Below are 16,999 nucleotides of genomic sequence, written 5' to 3' on the forward strand. Positions count from 1 at the left end.
CGAAGGCCGGCGCGTTATGCGTATTCATGGTAGTTGCCCAGGAGCACGTTATCGAGACGGGCGATCGCGTCCTCGACCAGCACGGCGGCCGAGAAGTAGCGGGTCACGAGGTGCGAGGCGATGGAATGGTCGTTGGTGCCCATGTAGCGCACCGACAGGCCGGGCTCGATCTCGCCGGTGACGCCGGACTTCTGGAGGGCAACCACCCCCTGCTCGCCCTCGCCGACGCGCAGCAGCAGGATCGAGGTGGTCTGCGCGCCCGTGACCGGGTCGGTGTCGATCGGCAGCTTGTCGCTCGGCACCAGCGGCACGCCTCGCCAGGTGAGGAACGGCGCGCCGAACAGGTGGATCACCACGGGCGGCACGCCGCGGCGGGTCGCTTCCCGGCCGAAGGCGGCGATGGCGCGGGGATGGGCCACGAAGAAGGCAGGCTTCTTCCAGACGAGTGTCAGCAGCTCGTCGAGGTCGTCCGGGGTCGGCGGTCCGCCGCGGGTCGGGATGCGCTGGCGCGATCCGACCTCGTGCAGGAGACCGAATTGCGAGTTGTTGAGGAGTTCCCACTCCTCGCGCTCCTTCACGGCGTCGACCGTGAGGCGAATCTGCTCGCGGAGCTGATCGATCTCGTTCGAGTAGAGATCGGTGACGCGGGTATGGGTGTTGAGGATCGTCTGGATCGTCGAGAGGTGATACTCGCGCGGGTCGACCTCGTAATCGACGAAGGTGGTGGGCAGGCGCGGCTCGCCCGCATGCACGGCCAGGAGCTCTATACCCTGCTCGCCGTAGGAATTGGTGTGACCCTTGAGGCGGTCGCGCTCCTCGATGTGCTGGGCGATGCGCGAACGGACCGCCTCGTCCTCGAGGGCGGCGCGGTCGAGGGTGAGAAGCGTCACCGCAGAGAGCGCCTTGACGGCGGGTGCCGGGCCGGTTTCGCCGGCCAGTGCGCTGTCGCCGAAATAGTCGCCGCGGGTCGCGAGGCCCTGGCGCACCCGGCCCTTGTAGGGGCCCGACAGGGTCCGCTCGACGGTGCCGTCGGCGACGATCGTCAGGCCACGCTCGGCCGAATCCTCCTCGCTGATGACCTCGCCGGCCTGATGGTGGCTCTCGGTGAACTTGCCCGCCAGCGCCGCCAGCTCCGCGTCGCCGAGCCGGCTGAACAGCGGCACCGCCCGCAGGCTGCTGAGACGAATGCTCCGGCCCTTCTCATCCGTGGCGAGATCGATGCGACCGGGCTTGGCCAGCACCACCGCGCGTCGGTTGACACGGTAGACGCCGCCCGGGACGTCGACGAAGGGCAGGAGGCGCAGGAGCCAGCGCGGCGTATTGGCCGCGTTCTGGACGGAGGTGACGGTCGCCGTCGCTAGATTGCGCGCCGCGGAGGCGCTCACGCTCAAACCCGGTCCACTCATCGTCTGTCGTCTCCGTCTCGCTCAAGGCATGGGGAAGCGGCTCCGGAGCGGGCGTCCAGCCCAGTGATCCGGAGGCGCAGGGATGCTTCTTCAAGGATTGTCAGGAGCCGACGCAGTCGAGCGACCGCATCGGGACTACACCTCACTGAAGCGCACCCGATGAAACTTGCCGATACTCTTGCCCGGCGAGGCTCTGAACTCGACCTTATTCCGGGCTCACAGGGTCTAGACTCGGGGTCGGTGCGCGGTCAATGGAAACACATTCTAAAATTTTGATTTTAGATGGAAGAACATCGCCCTGCATGCCAGCTATACAGAATGATGTTCTGCATAGATGATGTTTTGTGGAATTTTTATCTCTCCGTTGCGCCCGCAAGGGATGATTGTGCGGGAGTCTGTGCGGGGGACGTTTTTCCCCCTTGCCCGGCGCCGCGTCAGATCCCGTCGCCGAAGCCGAAGGTCTGGTCCATGCTGAGTGCTGGCTGCTCGTCCACCGGCAACCGGGAGACGACGCGGGCCGGGACGCCCGCCACGGTCGTGTGGGCCGGCACGTCGTGCAGCACGACGGCGGCGGCCGCGACCTTGGCCCCCTCCCCCACCCGGATGTTGCCGAGCACCTTCGCGCCGACGCTGAGGAGCACGCCGCGCTCGATCTTGGGATGGCGGTGGCCGCTTTCCTTGCCGTTCCCTCCGAGGGTGACCGATTGCAGGATCGAGACGTCGTCGGCGATCACCGTCGTCTCGCCGATGACGACGCCGGTGGCATGATCGACGAACACGCCCGAGCCGATTCGGGCCGCCGGATGGATGTCGCAGCCGAACACCTCGGAGATCCGGCTCTGCACGTGCAGGCTCAGCGTGGCGCGGCCCTGGTGCCAGAGCCAGTGGGCCACCCGGTAGCCCTCCAGCGCGGCGAAGCCCTTGTAGAAGAGGAACGGGTCGAGATACCGGCGGCAGGTCGGGTCGCGTTCGCGGATCGCGACGAGATCGCGCACTGCGTGCGCCTCCGCATACGGGTCTGCCTCGAAGGCGGAGAGGCAGAGATCGCGCATGGAGAGGCGCGCGAGGTCGCCGTCGCCGAGGCGGTGCGCGAGCCGGTACGCGAGTGCCTGGGCGAGGCTGCGCTGGTCGAGCACCGTCGCCTGGATGATGCCCGCGTAGAGCGGCTCCTCGATGAGTGCGGCCTCCGCCTCGGCCCGGAGTTCCGCCCAGACCTCCTGCTCCACCGTGCTGCGGCTCGCAGGGCGCGACGGCGCCTGTGCCGTGATGGGGGCCGTCACGGCCCGCGCCGCTGCGCCGGCCACGGGCTTACCGCACCCGCCGGAACAGATCCGGCAGGTAGCGCTTCAGCGTCTCGTGCCCCTCGAACTTCACGTCGATCGTCTGCGCCCGGCCGCCCTGGCCGTGGGTACTGACAACGCGTCCCCGGGCATGCCGCCAGATCCCCAGGACCTCGGCGACGTCGAGCCGCTCGAACACCACCTGATCGCCGCGCATCACCGTCGCTGAAGCCATGGGATCATCCTTGGAAATCGGGCCGCGGAGATTGGCCGAATCGTCTGCTGGAAGGCGGGAGATGGCCCGGACGGGCCGCCGAGAAGAGACTTCCGGCCATGCGCGACACCGGGAGAAGGTTTCGGTCGCGAACGGCGCAGTGAGGAGCATAAATTTCGCTAAGTCGTTGTGATTGCTTGATATTTGCAGATCGAACGCGCCTTGGCAAGCCTTGTTCCGAAGGCCCGCTGGCGCTACGCCGGGGATACCTCGCGTGCCGCCGCGCCAGCGGCACCGCGAGCGGAGGACGTTTCATGGGTGCCTATCTTCCCTCACTCGCCGGCGGCGTCCTGATCGGCCTGTCGGCCACGATGCTGCTCCTCCTGAATGGACGCATCGCGGGCATCAGCGGCCTAGTCGCCGGCCTCGGGCGGCCGCCCGACCGGCGCTGGGCCGCCGATCTCGCCTTCATCACCGGGCTGATTCTCGGGCCGCCCGCCTTCGCCCTCTTCGCCGGGCATTGGCCGGAGATGCGGATGGTCGCGCCGCTGCCGCTTCTCGCGGTGGCGGGTCTCCTCGTCGGCTTCGGCACCCGGCTCGGCTCGGGCTGCACCAGCGGGCACGGCGTCTGCGGGCTCGCCCGGCTGTCGCCGCGCTCGATCGCGGCCGTCTTCACCTTCCTGGCGACCGGGATGCTCACCGTCGTCCTCGCGCGGGTGATCGTCCCATGAGACAGGCCGCGCAGATCCTCGCGGCGCTCGCCGCCGGCCTCACCTTCGGGCTCGGCCTCGCCCTCTCGGGCATGCTCGATCCCGCGCGCGTGCGCGGCTTCCTCGACGTCGCGGGCGCCTGGGATCCGAGCCTCGCCTTCGTGCTCGCGGGCGCGGTCGCCGTCTCGGCCCTCGGCTACGCCGCCGCGCGCCGGCTCCAGGCGCCCGCCTTCGCGCCGTCCTTCTCGATCCCGACGGGGCAACGGATCGACCGTCCCCTCATCCTCGGCGCGGCGCTGTTCGGGATCGGCTGGGGGCTCTCCGGGTTCTGCCCGGGACCGGCCGTCGCCGCCCTCTCGACCGGCGCGCTCCCGGTCGTCGTCTTCGTCGCCGCGATGCTGGCCGGCATGGCGGCCCATCGCCTGCTGACCCGACCACCGGAAGCCCAGCCCGCTGTCACGGACGTGCCGGCAAGATAATCCTCCGCATTTTCACTGCATTCCGAGGGTGTGCATTTCCTTCTGGACAGTAAAACGAAATACCGTTCCGTTGACGGAGAGCTTGTTTCTTGACGATGATGCCGCCGCGGTCCGCGAACAGCCGGGGACCTGCGTTCGGCGAACGGGCCACCGCCCGCGCACCCGATTGCAGCCCGGACGTCCTGCGGATCTGCCCAATTCCCGACAGCGGCGTCCCTCGCGAGCGCCCGTTGGCCGAAGCGCGGCCGCCGGGCACGCCGAAAGGCGCGCCGCCCCTCCATCGATCAACCCCGCCGGAGACCAGCCCGTGCCGCGTACATCCCTCCACCCGCTCGGCCTCGCCGCGCTGATCGCCCTCGCCGTCACCGCGCCCGTCGCCGCGCAGGAGCCGGTCGCGATCCGCGTCGCGGCCGAGGCGAAGGAACCCGCCCGCGAGAGCGCCCTCGTCTCGACCGAGTGGCTGGAAAAGAACCTCGATGCGCCGAAGCTGCGCCTCGTCGAGGTCAGCGTCGAGCCCGGCCAGTACGAGCGCGGCCACATCCCGGGCGCGCAGAACGTGGTCTGGCACAGCGACCTCGTCGAGACCGTGACCCGCGACATCGCCGGGCCGGAAAAGTTCGCCACCCTTCTGCGTCGGCTCGGCATCGACCGCGACACGACAATCGTGCTCTACGGCGACAACAACAACTGGTTCGCGGCCTGGGGCGCCTGGGTGCTCGCCCAGTACGGGCTCGTCGACAACGTCAAGCTCCTCGACGGCGGCCGCAAGAAGTGGGAGGCCGAGAAGCGGCCCCTCGACACCCGCACGCCAGAGGTCAAAGCCTCGACGTTCCAGGCGGCCCAACCCTCGGCCGGCCTGCGGGCGCGCTTCGCCGACGTGCTGGCGGTGGCGCGCAAGGAGCGCGAAGAGCAGATCCTCGACATCCGCTCGCCGGACGAGTTCTCCGGCAAGGTGATCGCGCCCGCCGGCGTGCAGGAACTCGCCATCCGGGCCGGCCACATCCCGGGCTCCGTGAACGTGCCCTGGGCGAAGGCGGTGAACCCGGATGGGACCATCAAGTCGACCGCCGAGTTGAAGGCGCTCTACGCGGCGGCCGGGATCGACGGCTCGAAGCCGATCATCACCTCCTGCCGCATCGGCGAGCGCTCCAGCCACTCCTGGTTCGTGCTGAGCCGCATCCTCGGCTACCCCGTCCGCAACTACGACGGCTCCTGGACGGAGTACGGCAACGCGGTCGGCGTGCCCGTGGTGAACCTCGCCGGCACGGTCTGGGGCGGCAAGTGACGGCAGGTGCCGGCGAGGCGCGGGCCCCCGCAGCGGGCGCTGCCCTCGCGGCGCGGGCCTCGCTCGGAGGCCTCGCCGGGTCCCTGCGGGTCGGGCTCGCCCTGGCGCTCGGGCTCGGGATCGCCCTCGGCGCTCAGCGCGTCGCGACCGAGCCGGGCGGCACGCGGCTCGGCCTTTCCCTCGTGCTCGGGGCGCTGTTCGGGTTCGTCCTGCAGCGCGCCCGCTTCTGCTTCTTCTGCCTGTGGCGGGACTTCCTCGACACCCGCGACCCCCGCGGGATGCTCGGCATCCTGACGGCTCTGGCCGCGGGCCTCGTCGGCTACGCTCTGGTGCTCGGGGCCTGGATGCCGGACCCGTCCGGCACGCGCCTGCCCCCGGACGCGCATATCGGTCCCGTGGGCCCCGTGCTGGTCCTTGCCGGACTGGCGTTCGGCGCCGGCATGGCCGTCTCCGGCTCCTGCATCAGCGCGCATCTCTACCGGCTCGGCGAAGGCTCGCCGACCGCACCCTTCGCCCTCCTCGGCACGATGCTCGGCTTCGGCCTCGGCTTCGCGACCTGGAACCCGCTCTATCTCGCCAGCGTGTCCGCGGCGCCCGTGCTGTGGCTCCCGCGCCATCTCGGCTACGCAGGCGCCCTCGCCGCGGGGCTCGCCGCGCTGGCAGGGCTCGCGTGGCTCCTCCACCGCCTCGGCCGAGTGCCGGCCGACACGGCCGCGGCGGGGGCGCCCCTGACGGCGATCTTCGTCGCGCGCTGGCCGACCTGGATCGGCGGCCTCGCCGTCGGCGCCATCGCCACGGCCTCCTACCTCCGCGTCGCCCCCCTCGGCGTCACTGCCGAGATCGGCGGGCGGACCCGGCAGGCGGCTGCGCAGTTCGGCCTGTTGCCGGAGCGGCTCGAAGGGCTCGACACCTTCCGGGGCTGCGCCACCGCCGTGCGCGACGCGCTCCTCACGCCGAACGGCCTGTTCGTCGGCGGCCTCGTGCTCGCCGCCTTGGCGGCCGCCCTCGCCGCCGGCCAGTTCCGCCCCGCATGGCCGAGCGGAGCGCAGGCCGCGCGGGGCGTAATAGGCGGCCTCCTCCTCGGCTGGGGGGCGATGACCGGGCTCGGCTGCAGCGTCGGCACTCTGCTCTCCGGCATCATGGCCGGCGCGGTCTCGGGATGGGTGTTCGGCCTCGCGATGTTCGGCGGCGCCACGGCCACGCTGCTTGCCGGCCGCCGGCTCCGCCTCCTCCCGTAGCGACCGCCGCGAAGCCGGCCTCAGGCCGGCTCGGGCGCCGACCCCAGCGCGTGGTTCGCCATCAGTTCGAGCGCCTGCACCATCGCGGAATGATCCCAGGCCCGTCCGCCATGCGCGATGCAGGTGTTGAACAGTTCCTGGGCCGTGGCGGTGTTCGGAAGAGGCACGCCGAGCGCCTGCGCGCCCTCCAGCGCGAGGTTCAGGTCCTTCCGGTGCAGCTCGATCCGGAAGCCGGGCTCGAAGGCGCGCTCGACCATGCGCTGGCCGTGCACCTCCAGGATGCGGGAGGCGGCGAAGCCGCCCATCAGGGCCGCGCGGACGCGGGCGGGATCGGCCCCCGCCTTCGCGGCGAAGACCAGGGCCTCGCCCACCGCCTCGATCGTGAGGGCGACGATGATCTGGTTGGCGACCTTCGTGGTCTGCCCGTCGCCGTTGCCGCCGACGAGCGTGATGTTCTTCCCCATAACCTCGAACAGGGGCCTCGCCCGCTCGAAGGCGGCCTCGGGCCCGCCCACCATGACGGTCAGCGAGCCGGCCTTCGCACCGACCTCGCCGCCCGAGACAGGGGCGTCGAGGTAGTCGCAGCCGCGCTCGTTGATGCGGCGGGCGAAGCCCTTGGTGGCGATCGGCGAGATCGAGCTCATGTCGATCACGGTCTTGCCGGGCGTGAGGCCCTCCGCGACGCCGGCGGGGCCGAACAGCACCTCCTCGACCTGCGGCGTGTCGGGCACCATCGTGATGACGATCTCGGCCCGCTCCGCGACGGCTCGCGCGCTGTCGCAGGCCGTGCCACCGGCCTCGATCAGCTCCGCCGGCACCGGGCGCGATCCCGATTTCAGGAACAGGCTGTGGCCTGCCCGGATGAGGTTTTCCGCCATGGGCCGGCCCATGATGCCGAGCCCGATGAATCCGATCTTCATGCGCGCCACTCCCCTGTCAGCCCTGAGCGCGGAAACGGGCCGCCAGCGCCTCGGAGCTGCGCGCCAGCAGCCCCATGTCCGAGCCGACGGCCGTGAAGCGCGTGCCGGCCGCGACGTAGCGCTTTGCCAGCTCCTCGTTGGCGGTGAGGATGCCGGCGGCCTTGCCGGTGCGGACGATGCGCCGGATCGTCTCCTCGACCACGCGGACCACCTCCGGATGGTTCTGCTGGCCGAGATAGCCGAGGCTGGTCGAGAGGTCGCCGGGCCCGATGAAGACCCCGTCGACGCCCTCGACGCCGGCAATCTCCTCGAGGTTGTCCAAGGCGCGGCGCGACTCGATCTGCACCGCGACGAAGATCTCCGCCTCGCAGCGGGCGTGGTAATCCGGCACGCGGCCGAAGCGAGCGGCGCGGGGCGCCTGCGAGAAGCCGCGCACGCCCCTCGGGGCATAGCGGGTCGCCGCCACCGCCCGGCGGGCCTGATCGGCATCGTCGATGTTCGGGATCATCAGCGACTGCGCGCCCGTATCGAGGATGCGCTTGATCGTGATCGGCTCGTCGCTCGGCACCCGCACCATGGCGCTGGCGCTGCCCTCCCCCATGGCCTGCAACTGGCCGTAGATGTCGCGCAGGTCGTTGGCCGAGTGCTCCATGTCGAGGAGCAGCCAGTCGAAGCCGGATCCGGCCACGATCTCGGTCGAGATCGGGCTCGCGAGGCTGCACCAGAGGCCGATCTGCTGCCGGCCCGCGCCGATCGCCGCCTTGAAGCGGTTCTTGAGAATGTCCATCGTCGATACTCCAAACGTGAGGGCGAAGATCAGCGCACGAGGCAGGGACACTTGTTGTCGAAGGTCCAGCCGGGGATGAGGAACTGCATCGCCGCCGCGTCGTCGCGGGCGCCGAGCCCGTGGTCGCGGTAGAGGGCGTGCGCCGCCTCGACCTCTGCCCAGTCGAGCTCGATGCCGAGGCCGGGTCGCTCCGGCACGCGCACGAGGCCGCCGCGAATCGGGAGGGACTCGCGGGTGAGACGCTGGCCGTCCTGCCAGATCCAGTGCGTGTCGATGGCGGTGACGCGGCCGGGCGCGGCCGCGGCGACGTGCGTGAACATGGCGAGCGACACGTCGAAGTGGTTGTTCGAGTGCGAACCCCAGGTCAGGCCGTGGTCGCGGCAGAGCTGGGCGACGCGCACCGAGCCGGCCAACGTCCAAAAATGCGGATCGGCGAGCGGGATATCGACGGCGCCGAGCTGGATCGCGTGGTTCATCTGGCGCCAGTCGGTGGCGATCATGTTGGTGGCGGTGGGCAGGCCGGTGGCGCGCCGGAACTCGGCCATGACCTCGCGGCCGGAGAAGCCGTCCTCGGCCCCGCACGGGTCCTCCGCGTAGGCGAGCACGTCGCCGCGCCCCTTGCAGAGATGGACCGCCTCGGCGAGCGACCACGCGCCGTTCGGGTCGAGCGTGACGCGCGCCTGGGGGAAGCGCTCGTGGATCGCGGTCACGGCGGCGATCTCGTCCTCGCCCGCCAGCACGCCGCCCTTCAGCTTGAAGTCGTTGAAGCCGTATTCCTCGTAGGCCGCCTCGGCGAGCCGGGCGATCGCTCCGGGCGTCAGCGCCTCCTCGTCGCGCAGGCGGAACCAGCCGTCGCGGGCTCGCGGCTCGCGGTAGGGCAGGTCGGTCCGGCGGCGGTCGCCGACGTAGAACAGGTAGCCCAGCATCTCGACGGCATCGCGCTGCTGGCCCTCGCCGAGGAGCGCCGCCACCGGCACGTCGAGGAACTGCCCGAGGAGGTCGAGGAAGGCCGATTCAACCGCCGCGACCGCGTGGATGGTGATGCGCAGGTCGAAGGTCTGGAGGCCGCGCCCGCCGGAATCGCGGTCGGCGAAGCGGGTGCGCATGGCGTTGAGCACGCCGTTCCAGGCGCCGAGGGGCTTGCCGAGGACGAGGTCGCATGCGTCCTCGAGGGTCCGGCGGATGCCCTCGCCGCCGGGCACCTCGCCGAGCCCGGTGGCCCCGGTGGAGTCTGTCAGGACGACGAGGTTGCGGGTGAAGAAGGGGCCGTGCGCGCCGCTGAGGTTCAGGAGCATGCTGTCGCGGCCGGCCACGGGCACGACCTTCATGTCGGTCACGACCGGCGTGCGGGACAAGCCGTGCGAGGCGGGGCGGAGAGCTTCGGTGAGCATGGGCGTTCTCCCGGTCTGGCGATGCAGCGTCTGGCGCGCCGCGTTGCCCCCGTTCTACCCGCCGCCTTCGATACCCGTCCAAGCCAAAGACTGGATTGATTGATGCGCTCGACGCATCGATCGGGTCAGGGCGCGGACATGTCCCGCACGACCGCGCGCAGGCGGCCGAGCAGCGGATCGTCCTGCTCGCGGCGCCATGTCAGGTAAAGCTCGGCCGGGCGGGGCCGGGGCAGCGCCAGCGGCCGGAACGCCACCGCCTCGAAGCGCAGGCGCTCGGCCGCCTCGGGCACGAGGGCGAGGCCGAGACCGGCCCGGACCAGCGCCAGGATCGAGTGGATCTGCGTCAGCTGCTGGCGCACGCTCGGCTGGACGCCTGCCTCGGCGAAGAGCGTCACGACGAGGTCGTGGAAATAATGCGCCTCGTGCGGGGCGTAGGCGATGAAGGGCGCGCCCGCGAAGTCGGTGAGGGCGAGGCTCTCCTTCGCGGCGAGCGGGTGCCCGGCGGGGAGCGCCGCCACAAGCGGCTCGGCCAGCGCCCGCGCAGAGTCGAGCTCCGGATGGGTGACAGGGGGGCGGATCAGGCCGGCATCGATCTGGCCCGAGAGCAGACCCTCGATCTGATCCTTCGTCACCATCTCGCGCAACGACAGCATCACGTCGGGCAGAGCCTCGCGGCAGGCGGTGACGAGGCGAGGCAGAAAATCGTAGGCCGAGGCCGCCGTGAAGCCGAGCTTGAGCACGCCGGAGCGCCCGGCCGCGACCTGCCGGGTCACGTGCGTGGCGGTCTCGGCGAGGCGCAGGATGTGGCGCGCCTCCGGCAGAAAGCTGCGCCCGGCCGCGGTGAGCCGGACGGACCGGCTGGTCCGGTCGAGGAGCTGCGCGTCGAGGACACGCTCCAGCACCTGTATCTGCCGCGAGAGCGGCGGCTGGGTCATGTTGAGTCGGGCCGCCGCGCGCCCGAAATGCAGCTCCTCCGCCACGGCGACGAAGCAGCGGAGCTGGCTGAAATCGAGCATGGGGCACCGCGCGACGATGCGCGGCCGCGGAACGAGCCGCGGCCGCGAGGAAGGGGTGCCGGATGAGAGGCCGGAGCGCGCCTCAGCGCAACTCCACCCGCCGGATCTCCCCGACGATGACGAGGTAGCAGAGCACCGCCACCAGGGCGTTCAGCCCGACGAAGACGAGAGCGCCGTTGAACGAGCCCGTCTGCTGAACGATGTAGCCGATGACGATCGGGGTGGTGATGCCGGCGGTGTTGCCGAAGGTGTTGAACAGGCCGCCGGAGAGGCCGCCGGTCTCCCGCGGCGAGGTGTCGGAGACGACCGCCCAGCCGAGCGCCCCGATCCCCTTGCCGAAGAAGGCGAGCGCCATCAGACCGACTACGAGGGCGTCCGCCTGGACATAGTTGCAGCCGATGATGATCATCGAGAGCAGCATCCCGCCGACGATCGGGATCTTGCGGGCGGCGGTCAGCGAGTAACCGCGCTTCAGCAGGAGGTCGGAGAGGTAGCCGCCGAGGATGCCGCCGACGAAGCCGCACAGGGCCGGCAGCACGGCGGCGAACCCGGCCTGCAGGATCGAGAGACCCCGCTCCTTCACGAGGTAGACCGGGAACCACGTGAGGAAAAAGTAGGTCAGCGTGGTGATGCAGTACTGGCCGATATAGATGCCGAGCAGCATGCGGTTAGAGAGCAGCTGCGCGATGGTCCGGCCCGCCCGCGCCTGCCGCGTCGTGCCCTGCCCGTCCATGTCGAGGAGCGCGCCGCCCGCCTCGATGTAATCGCGCTCGCCCTGGTTGATGGCCGGGTGGTCCTTCGGTCCGTAGACGACCTGCGTCCACAGGAGGGCGAAGGCGATGCCGAGGGCTCCCATCAGCGTGAAGACGTGATGCCAGCCGAATTGGTGGACCACCCAGCCCATCAGGGGCGTGAACAGCACGGTGGCGAAGTACTGGGAGGCGTTGAAGAAGGCGGATGCCGTGCCGCGCTCGCTCGTCGGGAACCAGGCCGCCGTGATGCGGGCATTGGCCGGGAACACGGGTGCTTCGGCGAGCCCGACGCAGAGGCGGAGGGCGAACAGGAGGGCGACGGCCGTGAAGCCCGCGAAGAATCCGACCATGCCCTGGAGCAGGGTGAAGGCGGACCACAGGAAGATCGCGCCGGCATAGACCCACTTCGCGCCGAACCGATCGAGCAGCCAGCCGCCGGGCAATTGCGCGAGCACGTAGGACCACGCGAAGGCCGAGAACACGTAGCCCATCGCCACGGCGTCGAGGCCGAGATCCTTGGCGAGCGAGGGCCCGGCGATCGAGAGGGTCGCCCGGTCGGCGTAGTTGATGGTGGTCGCGATGAACAGCATCGTGACGATGACGAGCCGCACGCGACTCCGCCTCGCCGCGGTCATGGCCAGACCGGCGCTCATGGGCGTTCTCCCTCGGGTAGACCGCCCGGCCCTTGCCGTGACGGGCATCGGCCATTCTCCCGGATCCATCAGGATCCACCGGCGGCCATGTGCGAGGATCAGCCTAAGAGCGCGCGCAGTCTCCGGTTCAACTCAAAGCCTGGATCGATTGATACCGAACACGCATCGATCGACCTGCGGACAAGGCTATAGCCGCATCGAGAGAATGATCGCCCACCCGCACCTTCTGCGCCGTCGCGAGCCGGACCCGGCCGCCTCGGGAACGGCCGTGTCCGCTATTCGGGTCGGAATCCCTAATACGCGTATTCGCGCCGCGAGGGCCGGGAGGCGGGCCCGTAGCCCGCGCCGCGCGGCTGAACCCGTGAGCCGTAATCGATCTCACGCTGCGCGCGGCGATTGGCGAGCGCGCGGCCGGCCAGGCAGCCCGCCACGGCGCCGACGACGCCCCGCTCCGCCAGGTAATGGCCCGCGATCCCTCCGATGATCGCGCCCTTGATGCAGCCCTTGGCCTCCGCCGTTCCGATACTCATCAGCGTCACGATCACGAGGACCGGCGCCGTTGCCACGATTCGCATGCTGCTTCTCCGCGATGATGCCGGGAGTAACAGCGCCGCCGGATCGGCGTTCCGTCCGCTGCCGAGGTTCGGAAGGCCGGACGATCGATGCCGAGAGTCGGGTGGTTCCGCGACATGTGACCGACGGGATCTTGGCGCAGCGCCGGGTGCACCCGATCTCTCAGGTCGCGATGTGATGCCCGCGGGCCGCTCAGGCCGCCGCCATCGGCCGCGGCGTGCCGCCAAGCTGGAGGGATCGATGACGCCCCTGATGCACGCGCTCCGCTCGTTCTACGATCATCTGTGCGACCGGCTCGAAGCCTCGGCGGAGAGGCACGAAGCGGAGGTCGCGCGCCTCCGCGCCGAGCTCTCCGCCCGGTCCGGCAAGGCGGACGGGAACGGCGGTCGAGACCCCGCCTGACGGGCTGCCCCGCCGACGTCGGCGCGCCCGAACGGCCTCAGCGCGGGGCAGCCTTGGCATCATAGCGCCGCACCCATTCGGCGATGACGCGCTCGCGGTTCTCCGCCATCCAGGCCAGGCTCACCTTCGCCATCCGTGCCTCCGCGTGGGACAGCGCGATCGCTGCCGGAATCCGTGCTCCCGGATGCGCGACGATCGAGTAGCTCTGGGCATAGATCTCATTGGCCTCGCGCGTCACCGCCCAATCGGCGATCCGCTTCGCGAGCGTCAGGTGGGGCGTGCCCCTGATGATGCCGAAGGTCTCCAGGTCCCATCCGACCCGGTCGAGGGGGATGATCGTCTCGATCGGGGCACCCCGCGCCTTCTCGACGGCGGCGCGCATGTCGAGCCCCAACCCGAGCAGATGCTTCCCGTGCGCGACGTCGAGGCAGGGCGCCGAGCCGGTGTGGAGATAGACGTCGACGTTCTCGTGCAGGGCATCCATGAAAGCCCAGCCCGCCGCCTCGCCCATGCTCTGGAGCCAGCCGGCCACGAGGCCGTAACCGGTCCCGGACGAGCCCGGATGCGCCATCACGATGCGGCCCTTGAGGCTCGCGTCGGCCAGATCGCGCCACAGCATCGGGCTCGCGACGCGGTCGCGCTTCGCCTGCTCGACGTTCATGCAGATCACGGGGAAATACACGTCCATCCCGGTGAAGCTGTAGGGCGCGCCCGGATCGAGGAAGGACGATCGGATCTGGTCGACGCCCTCGGGCCTGTAGGCTTCGAGCAGGGCGGCCTGCTTGAGGACCAGCATGCTGGACGCCGAGAGGCCGAAGATCATGTCGGCTTTGGGAAACCTCCCCTCTTCGAGGACCCGGTTCGTGATGATGCCCGTGGAGGCGCGCACCCACGCGATGTCGGCCTCGGGAACGAGCCGAGCGACGGCGGCTTCCGTCGCCGCGACCTGTTCCTTCTGGCTCGCCGTGTAGATCGTCAGTCGCGGCCGTTCCGCCGCCCGTGCAGACCATGCCAGTGAGAGGACGACGAGGGCCCAGATCGCGGCGAGGACGGTTCGGGAACGCAGGGAAGGCAACGCGGGAGCCATCGGCCATGGAGGTTCGAGGGCACCCACCCTGCACTTTCGAGGCGGCGAAGCAACGTGACGGCCCAGGGCGCGGGAACCGTGCCCGCGCGACGCCGGAGCGCCCTCTAGCATGCGGACCATCCTGCGCACGCGTCCACGGCGCCGAGATCCTTCTGTCGGCACGGGACCCTCGTCAGGCCTGCTCTCCCCTGCCGAACGGGCGCCGGCGCTCGACAGGCTCACGGAGGGGCATGCCAAGGAAGCTTCACAACGTTTCCATCGAACGTCTTGAAAAACATAAGAAAATCCGGGCGAAGCAATCTCTCGGCTCACGCCAGGACACGAAAATATAATGTCCTATTTCGCACCGCAAAACCAAGTCGTGTGTCAACACAGTTTGCCTCATGGTAAACTATGACCTGTCGTGATTTGTTGACCGCATAAGTTTAGTTACACGGCCTGACGTTCACGAAACGGATGCGTCCCGGATGTCATCTGAACGTGTCTCTGCGCGCACCGATCCGGTGGCCGCCGCTCCTCGTCCTGCCGGGTCGCGAAGCGACGACGGCCGTGGGGATGGTTCGGCTATCCTCATCGAGGCGGCCTGCGCTGTCCTCGCGCGCCTCGGCGCCGATCCGGCGCGCCTGTTCGCCGAGGCCGGCTTGGCGTCGGAGTCGTCCCGGTCGGAAGACGAACCGGTCTCCGGTGCGGCGCTCGGGCAGCTCATCGCCTACGGCGTCGACCACACCCATTGTCCCGACCTCGGCCTCCGCATCGGCCAGCGAGTCACTCTGACCTCCCTCGGGCCCGTCGGCACCCTCCTCCGGAATTCCGAGACCGTGGGCGACGCGATGCATGCCCTGGAGGTCCACCCGTGGGGCTGGAATTGCGGGGCCGCGGTCAGGCTCTGCGTCGAGGGCGATCTCGCCCTCTTCTGCTACCTGCCCTTCGAGCCGGGGGCGGACGAGGCGGGCTTCCGGTCGGAGGGCGCCCTTGCCACGAGCACGAACGTGGTCCGGACCCTGTGCGGCGCGAGCTGGACCCCGCTGGAGGTTCTCCTGCCCCGGTCGGCGCCGGAAGAGACGACGCCCTATCGAAGCTTTTTCGGCGCGCCGGTCCGGTTCGACCAGGAAATGGCCGCGATGGTCTTCCCGTCGCGCCTGCTCAAGGAACGGGTCGCAGGCGCCGATGCGGCCGCACGACGCTTGGCGGAAGGCCAGGTCCTTCGCTTCGAGGCCGCGCATCCGACGCAGTTCGCCGACGCGCTTCGCCGCCTGCTCCGGTCGGAGGTCGTCGCGGAGCGCTGGCGCGGAATCTCCATCGCCCGACACCTCTCGCTTCATCGGCGGACGCTGAGCCGGCGCCTGCGCGCCGAGGGCACGACCTTTCGTTCGCTGGCGCAGGAGACGCGCTTCGAGATCGCCAAGCAGCTGCTGGTCAACACCAATCTCAGCCTCGTCCAGATCTCGGCAAGCCTCGACTTCTCCGAATCGGCGGCCTTCTCCCACGCCTTCCGGCGCTGGTCGGGCACGACGCCGACCGCGTGGCGGGCGGCCCATCAGCACCCCGGCCGGGTCCCGGCCTGAGTTCGCCGGTCCGTGCACCGCGCGGGTGTCCCATCCGATCAAGCTCTGCGCGCCGAAAATGCCAGGATAAGCGGTCGGTGCCGGTGCTTCGGCATTCCGCGACGAGGCGAGGGACGATGATGGTCCGCCTTCCCGCTCCGCTGTGGGCCCTGTGGCTCGGCGCCGCCCTCTGCAATCCCGTCCGGGCAGAGCCCGATCCCGCTTCCGCACTCCCCGTCGGCACGGTCGTGGCCGAGCGCAGGGCCATCGACAAGGCCCACGATTTCGTCGGGCGGGTGGAGGCGGTGAGCCGCGTCGAGGTGCGCGCGCGGGTGACCGGCTTCCTCGACGCCGTCCTCTTCAAGGAGGGCGAGCTGATCAAGGACGGGGCGCCGCTCTACCGGATCGAGCCCGACCTGTTCGAAGCCGCCGTCAAGCAGGCGGAGGGCACGCTGGAGCGCAGCCGGGCCGCAGAGACGCTCGCGAAGATCCAGCTGAATCGGGCGCAGGAACTGCTCGACCGCAATTCCGGCACCGTCGTCGCCCGCGATCAGGCGCGCGCGGCCCTGCACCAGGCGAAGGGCGCGGTCACCGGCGACGAGGCGAGCCTTGAGACGGCGCGGATCAACCTCGGATACACGCAGATCTCCGCGCCGATCGCCGGCAAAGTCGGCCGCACCAGCGTGACCAAGGGCAACGTGGTCGGCCCGGACAGCGGCGTGCTGACCTCGATCGTCAGCCAGGATCCGATGTACGTGACCTTCCCGGTCAGCCAGCGGGAGTTCCTGCGCTACCAGCAGGGGGGCGACCGGCCCGACCGCAGCAAGGTCGGGGTGCGGATCCGATTCCAGGACGGCTCCGAGTACGGACAGGTGGGCCGCGTCGATTTCGTCAACATCAGCGTCGACCGCGCGACCGATACCGTCGTGGTGCGCGCGGTCATGCCGAATCCGGCCGGCGCGCTACGGGACGGGCAGCTCGTCCGGGTCGCGCTCCAGGTCGGGGCGCCCGAGCAGAAGGTCGTCGTGCCGCAGGCGGCGCTCATCGCCGACCAGGGCGGCGTATACGTCTTCGCCGTCGAGGATGGCCGGGCGGTGACGAAGCGGGTCAAGCCCGGCCCGGGCGGCACCGGGCCGGACGCCGTGATCGAGGAGGGCCTCTCCGGCGGCGAGCTCGTGATCGTCGATGGGCTGCAGCGGGTCCGGCCCGGGATTCCCGTGCGGGCGAACCCGATCGGTCCGTCCGCCAGCAGGACCTGAGCC

17 protein-coding genes are annotated in these 16,999 nt (G+C 70.2%); 7 read left to right on the plus strand and 10 right to left on the minus strand.

Annotation, left to right across the window (positions count from 1 at the left end; all coding sequences use genetic code 11):
* Positions 1-14: 14 nt before the first annotated feature.
* From DK389_RS35095 to DK389_RS05025, 3 genes are all read right to left on the minus strand, one after another.
* Positions 15-1,406: a family 2B encapsulin nanocompartment shell protein gene (locus DK389_RS35095; RefSeq protein WP_109887819.1), complete on the minus strand. Its 1,392-nt coding sequence runs from the start codon at positions 1,404-1,406 to the stop codon at positions 15-17.
* Positions 1,407-1,840: 434 nt separating this feature from the next.
* Positions 1,841-2,686 (minus strand): serine O-acetyltransferase, encoded by an 846-nt coding sequence (gene cysE, locus DK389_RS05020; protein WP_418292008.1) that lies wholly within the window; start codon positions 2,684-2,686, stop codon positions 1,841-1,843.
* A 28-nt stretch (positions 2,687-2,714) separates the two neighbouring features.
* The gene (locus DK389_RS05025) at positions 2,715-2,921 is read right to left on the minus strand and encodes a hypothetical protein (protein WP_109887821.1); all 207 of its coding nucleotides are present in this window, start codon (positions 2,919-2,921) and stop codon (positions 2,715-2,717) included.
* Positions 2,922-3,214: 293 nt separating this feature from the next.
* On the opposite strand from DK389_RS05025, the gene DK389_RS05030 reads away from it, so the two are divergent.
* From DK389_RS05030 to DK389_RS05045, 4 genes are all read left to right on the plus strand, one after another.
* Positions 3,215-3,631: a YeeE/YedE family protein gene (locus tag DK389_RS05030; RefSeq protein ID WP_109887822.1), complete on the plus strand. Its 417-nt coding sequence runs from the start codon at positions 3,215-3,217 to the stop codon at positions 3,629-3,631.
* Positions 3,628-4,089: a YeeE/YedE family protein gene (locus DK389_RS05035; protein ID WP_109887824.1), complete on the plus strand. Its 462-nt coding sequence runs from the start codon at positions 3,628-3,630 to the stop codon at positions 4,087-4,089. Before DK389_RS05030 ends, DK389_RS05035 begins: the two co-directional genes overlap by 4 nt.
* A 397-nt stretch (positions 4,090-4,486) precedes the next feature.
* Entirely contained in the window at positions 4,487-5,374 is an 888-nt protein-coding gene (locus DK389_RS05040) for a sulfurtransferase (RefSeq protein ID WP_418292038.1), read from the plus strand.
* A gap of 101 nt (positions 5,375-5,475) precedes the next feature.
* Positions 5,476-6,612: a YeeE/YedE family protein gene (locus DK389_RS05045; RefSeq protein WP_418292039.1), complete on the plus strand. Its 1,137-nt coding sequence runs from the start codon at positions 5,476-5,478 to the stop codon at positions 6,610-6,612.
* Positions 6,613-6,632: 20 nt separating this feature from the next.
* Here the strand turns inward: DK389_RS05045 and glxR are convergent, their stop codons facing one another.
* The 6 genes from glxR to DK389_RS05075 all read right to left on the minus strand — a co-directional run bounded on the left by glxR (position 6,633) and on the right by DK389_RS05075 (position 12,706).
* Positions 6,633-7,532, minus strand: a complete 900-nt coding sequence (glxR, locus tag DK389_RS05050) for a 2-hydroxy-3-oxopropionate reductase (RefSeq protein ID WP_109887828.1) — start codon at positions 7,530-7,532, stop codon at positions 6,633-6,635.
* A 16-nt stretch (positions 7,533-7,548) separates the two neighbouring features.
* Positions 7,549-8,319 carry an HpcH/HpaI aldolase family protein gene (locus DK389_RS05055; RefSeq protein WP_109887829.1) on the minus strand — a complete coding sequence of 257 codons (771 nt, stop codon included), beginning with the start codon at positions 8,317-8,319 and terminating at the stop codon, positions 7,549-7,551.
* Between the two features lie 29 nt (positions 8,320-8,348).
* Positions 8,349-9,710: a glucarate dehydratase gene (gene gudD, locus DK389_RS05060; RefSeq protein WP_109887831.1), complete on the minus strand. Its 1,362-nt coding sequence runs from the start codon at positions 9,708-9,710 to the stop codon at positions 8,349-8,351.
* A 125-nt stretch (positions 9,711-9,835) separates the two neighbouring features.
* Positions 9,836-10,726 (minus strand): LysR family transcriptional regulator, encoded by an 891-nt coding sequence (locus DK389_RS05065; RefSeq protein ID WP_109887833.1) that lies wholly within the window; start codon positions 10,724-10,726, stop codon positions 9,836-9,838.
* An 82-nt stretch (positions 10,727-10,808) separates the two neighbouring features.
* Complete coding sequence (locus DK389_RS05070) at positions 10,809-12,131, minus strand: MFS transporter (protein WP_109887834.1); 1,323 nt, start codon at positions 12,129-12,131, stop codon at positions 10,809-10,811.
* 293 nt (positions 12,132-12,424) lie between these two features.
* Positions 12,425-12,706, minus strand: coding sequence for a hypothetical protein (locus tag DK389_RS05075; RefSeq protein WP_109887836.1), 282 nt, complete (start codon positions 12,704-12,706; stop codon positions 12,425-12,427).
* A 238-nt stretch (positions 12,707-12,944) separates the two neighbouring features.
* Between DK389_RS05075 and DK389_RS05080 the strand changes: the two genes are divergently transcribed.
* Positions 12,945-13,106 carry a hypothetical protein gene (locus DK389_RS05080; RefSeq protein ID WP_162560499.1) on the plus strand — a complete coding sequence of 54 codons (162 nt, stop codon included), beginning with the start codon at positions 12,945-12,947 and terminating at the stop codon, positions 13,104-13,106.
* A 37-nt stretch (positions 13,107-13,143) separates the two neighbouring features.
* Here DK389_RS05080 and DK389_RS05085 read toward each other — a convergent pair whose 3' ends face one another.
* The gene (locus DK389_RS05085; RefSeq protein ID WP_236960618.1) at positions 13,144-14,181 is read right to left on the minus strand and encodes an ABC transporter substrate-binding protein; all 1,038 of its coding nucleotides are present in this window, start codon (positions 14,179-14,181) and stop codon (positions 13,144-13,146) included.
* 479 nt (positions 14,182-14,660) lie between these two features.
* Between DK389_RS05085 and DK389_RS05090 the strand changes: the two genes are divergently transcribed.
* Both DK389_RS05090 and DK389_RS05095 read left to right on the plus strand, forming a co-directional pair.
* Positions 14,661-15,758: an AraC family transcriptional regulator gene (locus DK389_RS05090; RefSeq protein WP_109887841.1), complete on the plus strand. Its 1,098-nt coding sequence runs from the start codon at positions 14,661-14,663 to the stop codon at positions 15,756-15,758.
* 119 nt (positions 15,759-15,877) lie between these two features.
* Positions 15,878-16,996 (plus strand): efflux RND transporter periplasmic adaptor subunit, encoded by a 1,119-nt coding sequence (locus tag DK389_RS05095; RefSeq protein WP_109896027.1) that lies wholly within the window; start codon positions 15,878-15,880, stop codon positions 16,994-16,996.
* Positions 16,997-16,999: the final 3 nt, after the last annotated feature.

This window comes from Methylobacterium durans, assembly GCF_003173715.1.
Classification (GTDB): domain Bacteria; phylum Pseudomonadota; class Alphaproteobacteria; order Rhizobiales; family Beijerinckiaceae; genus Methylobacterium; species Methylobacterium durans.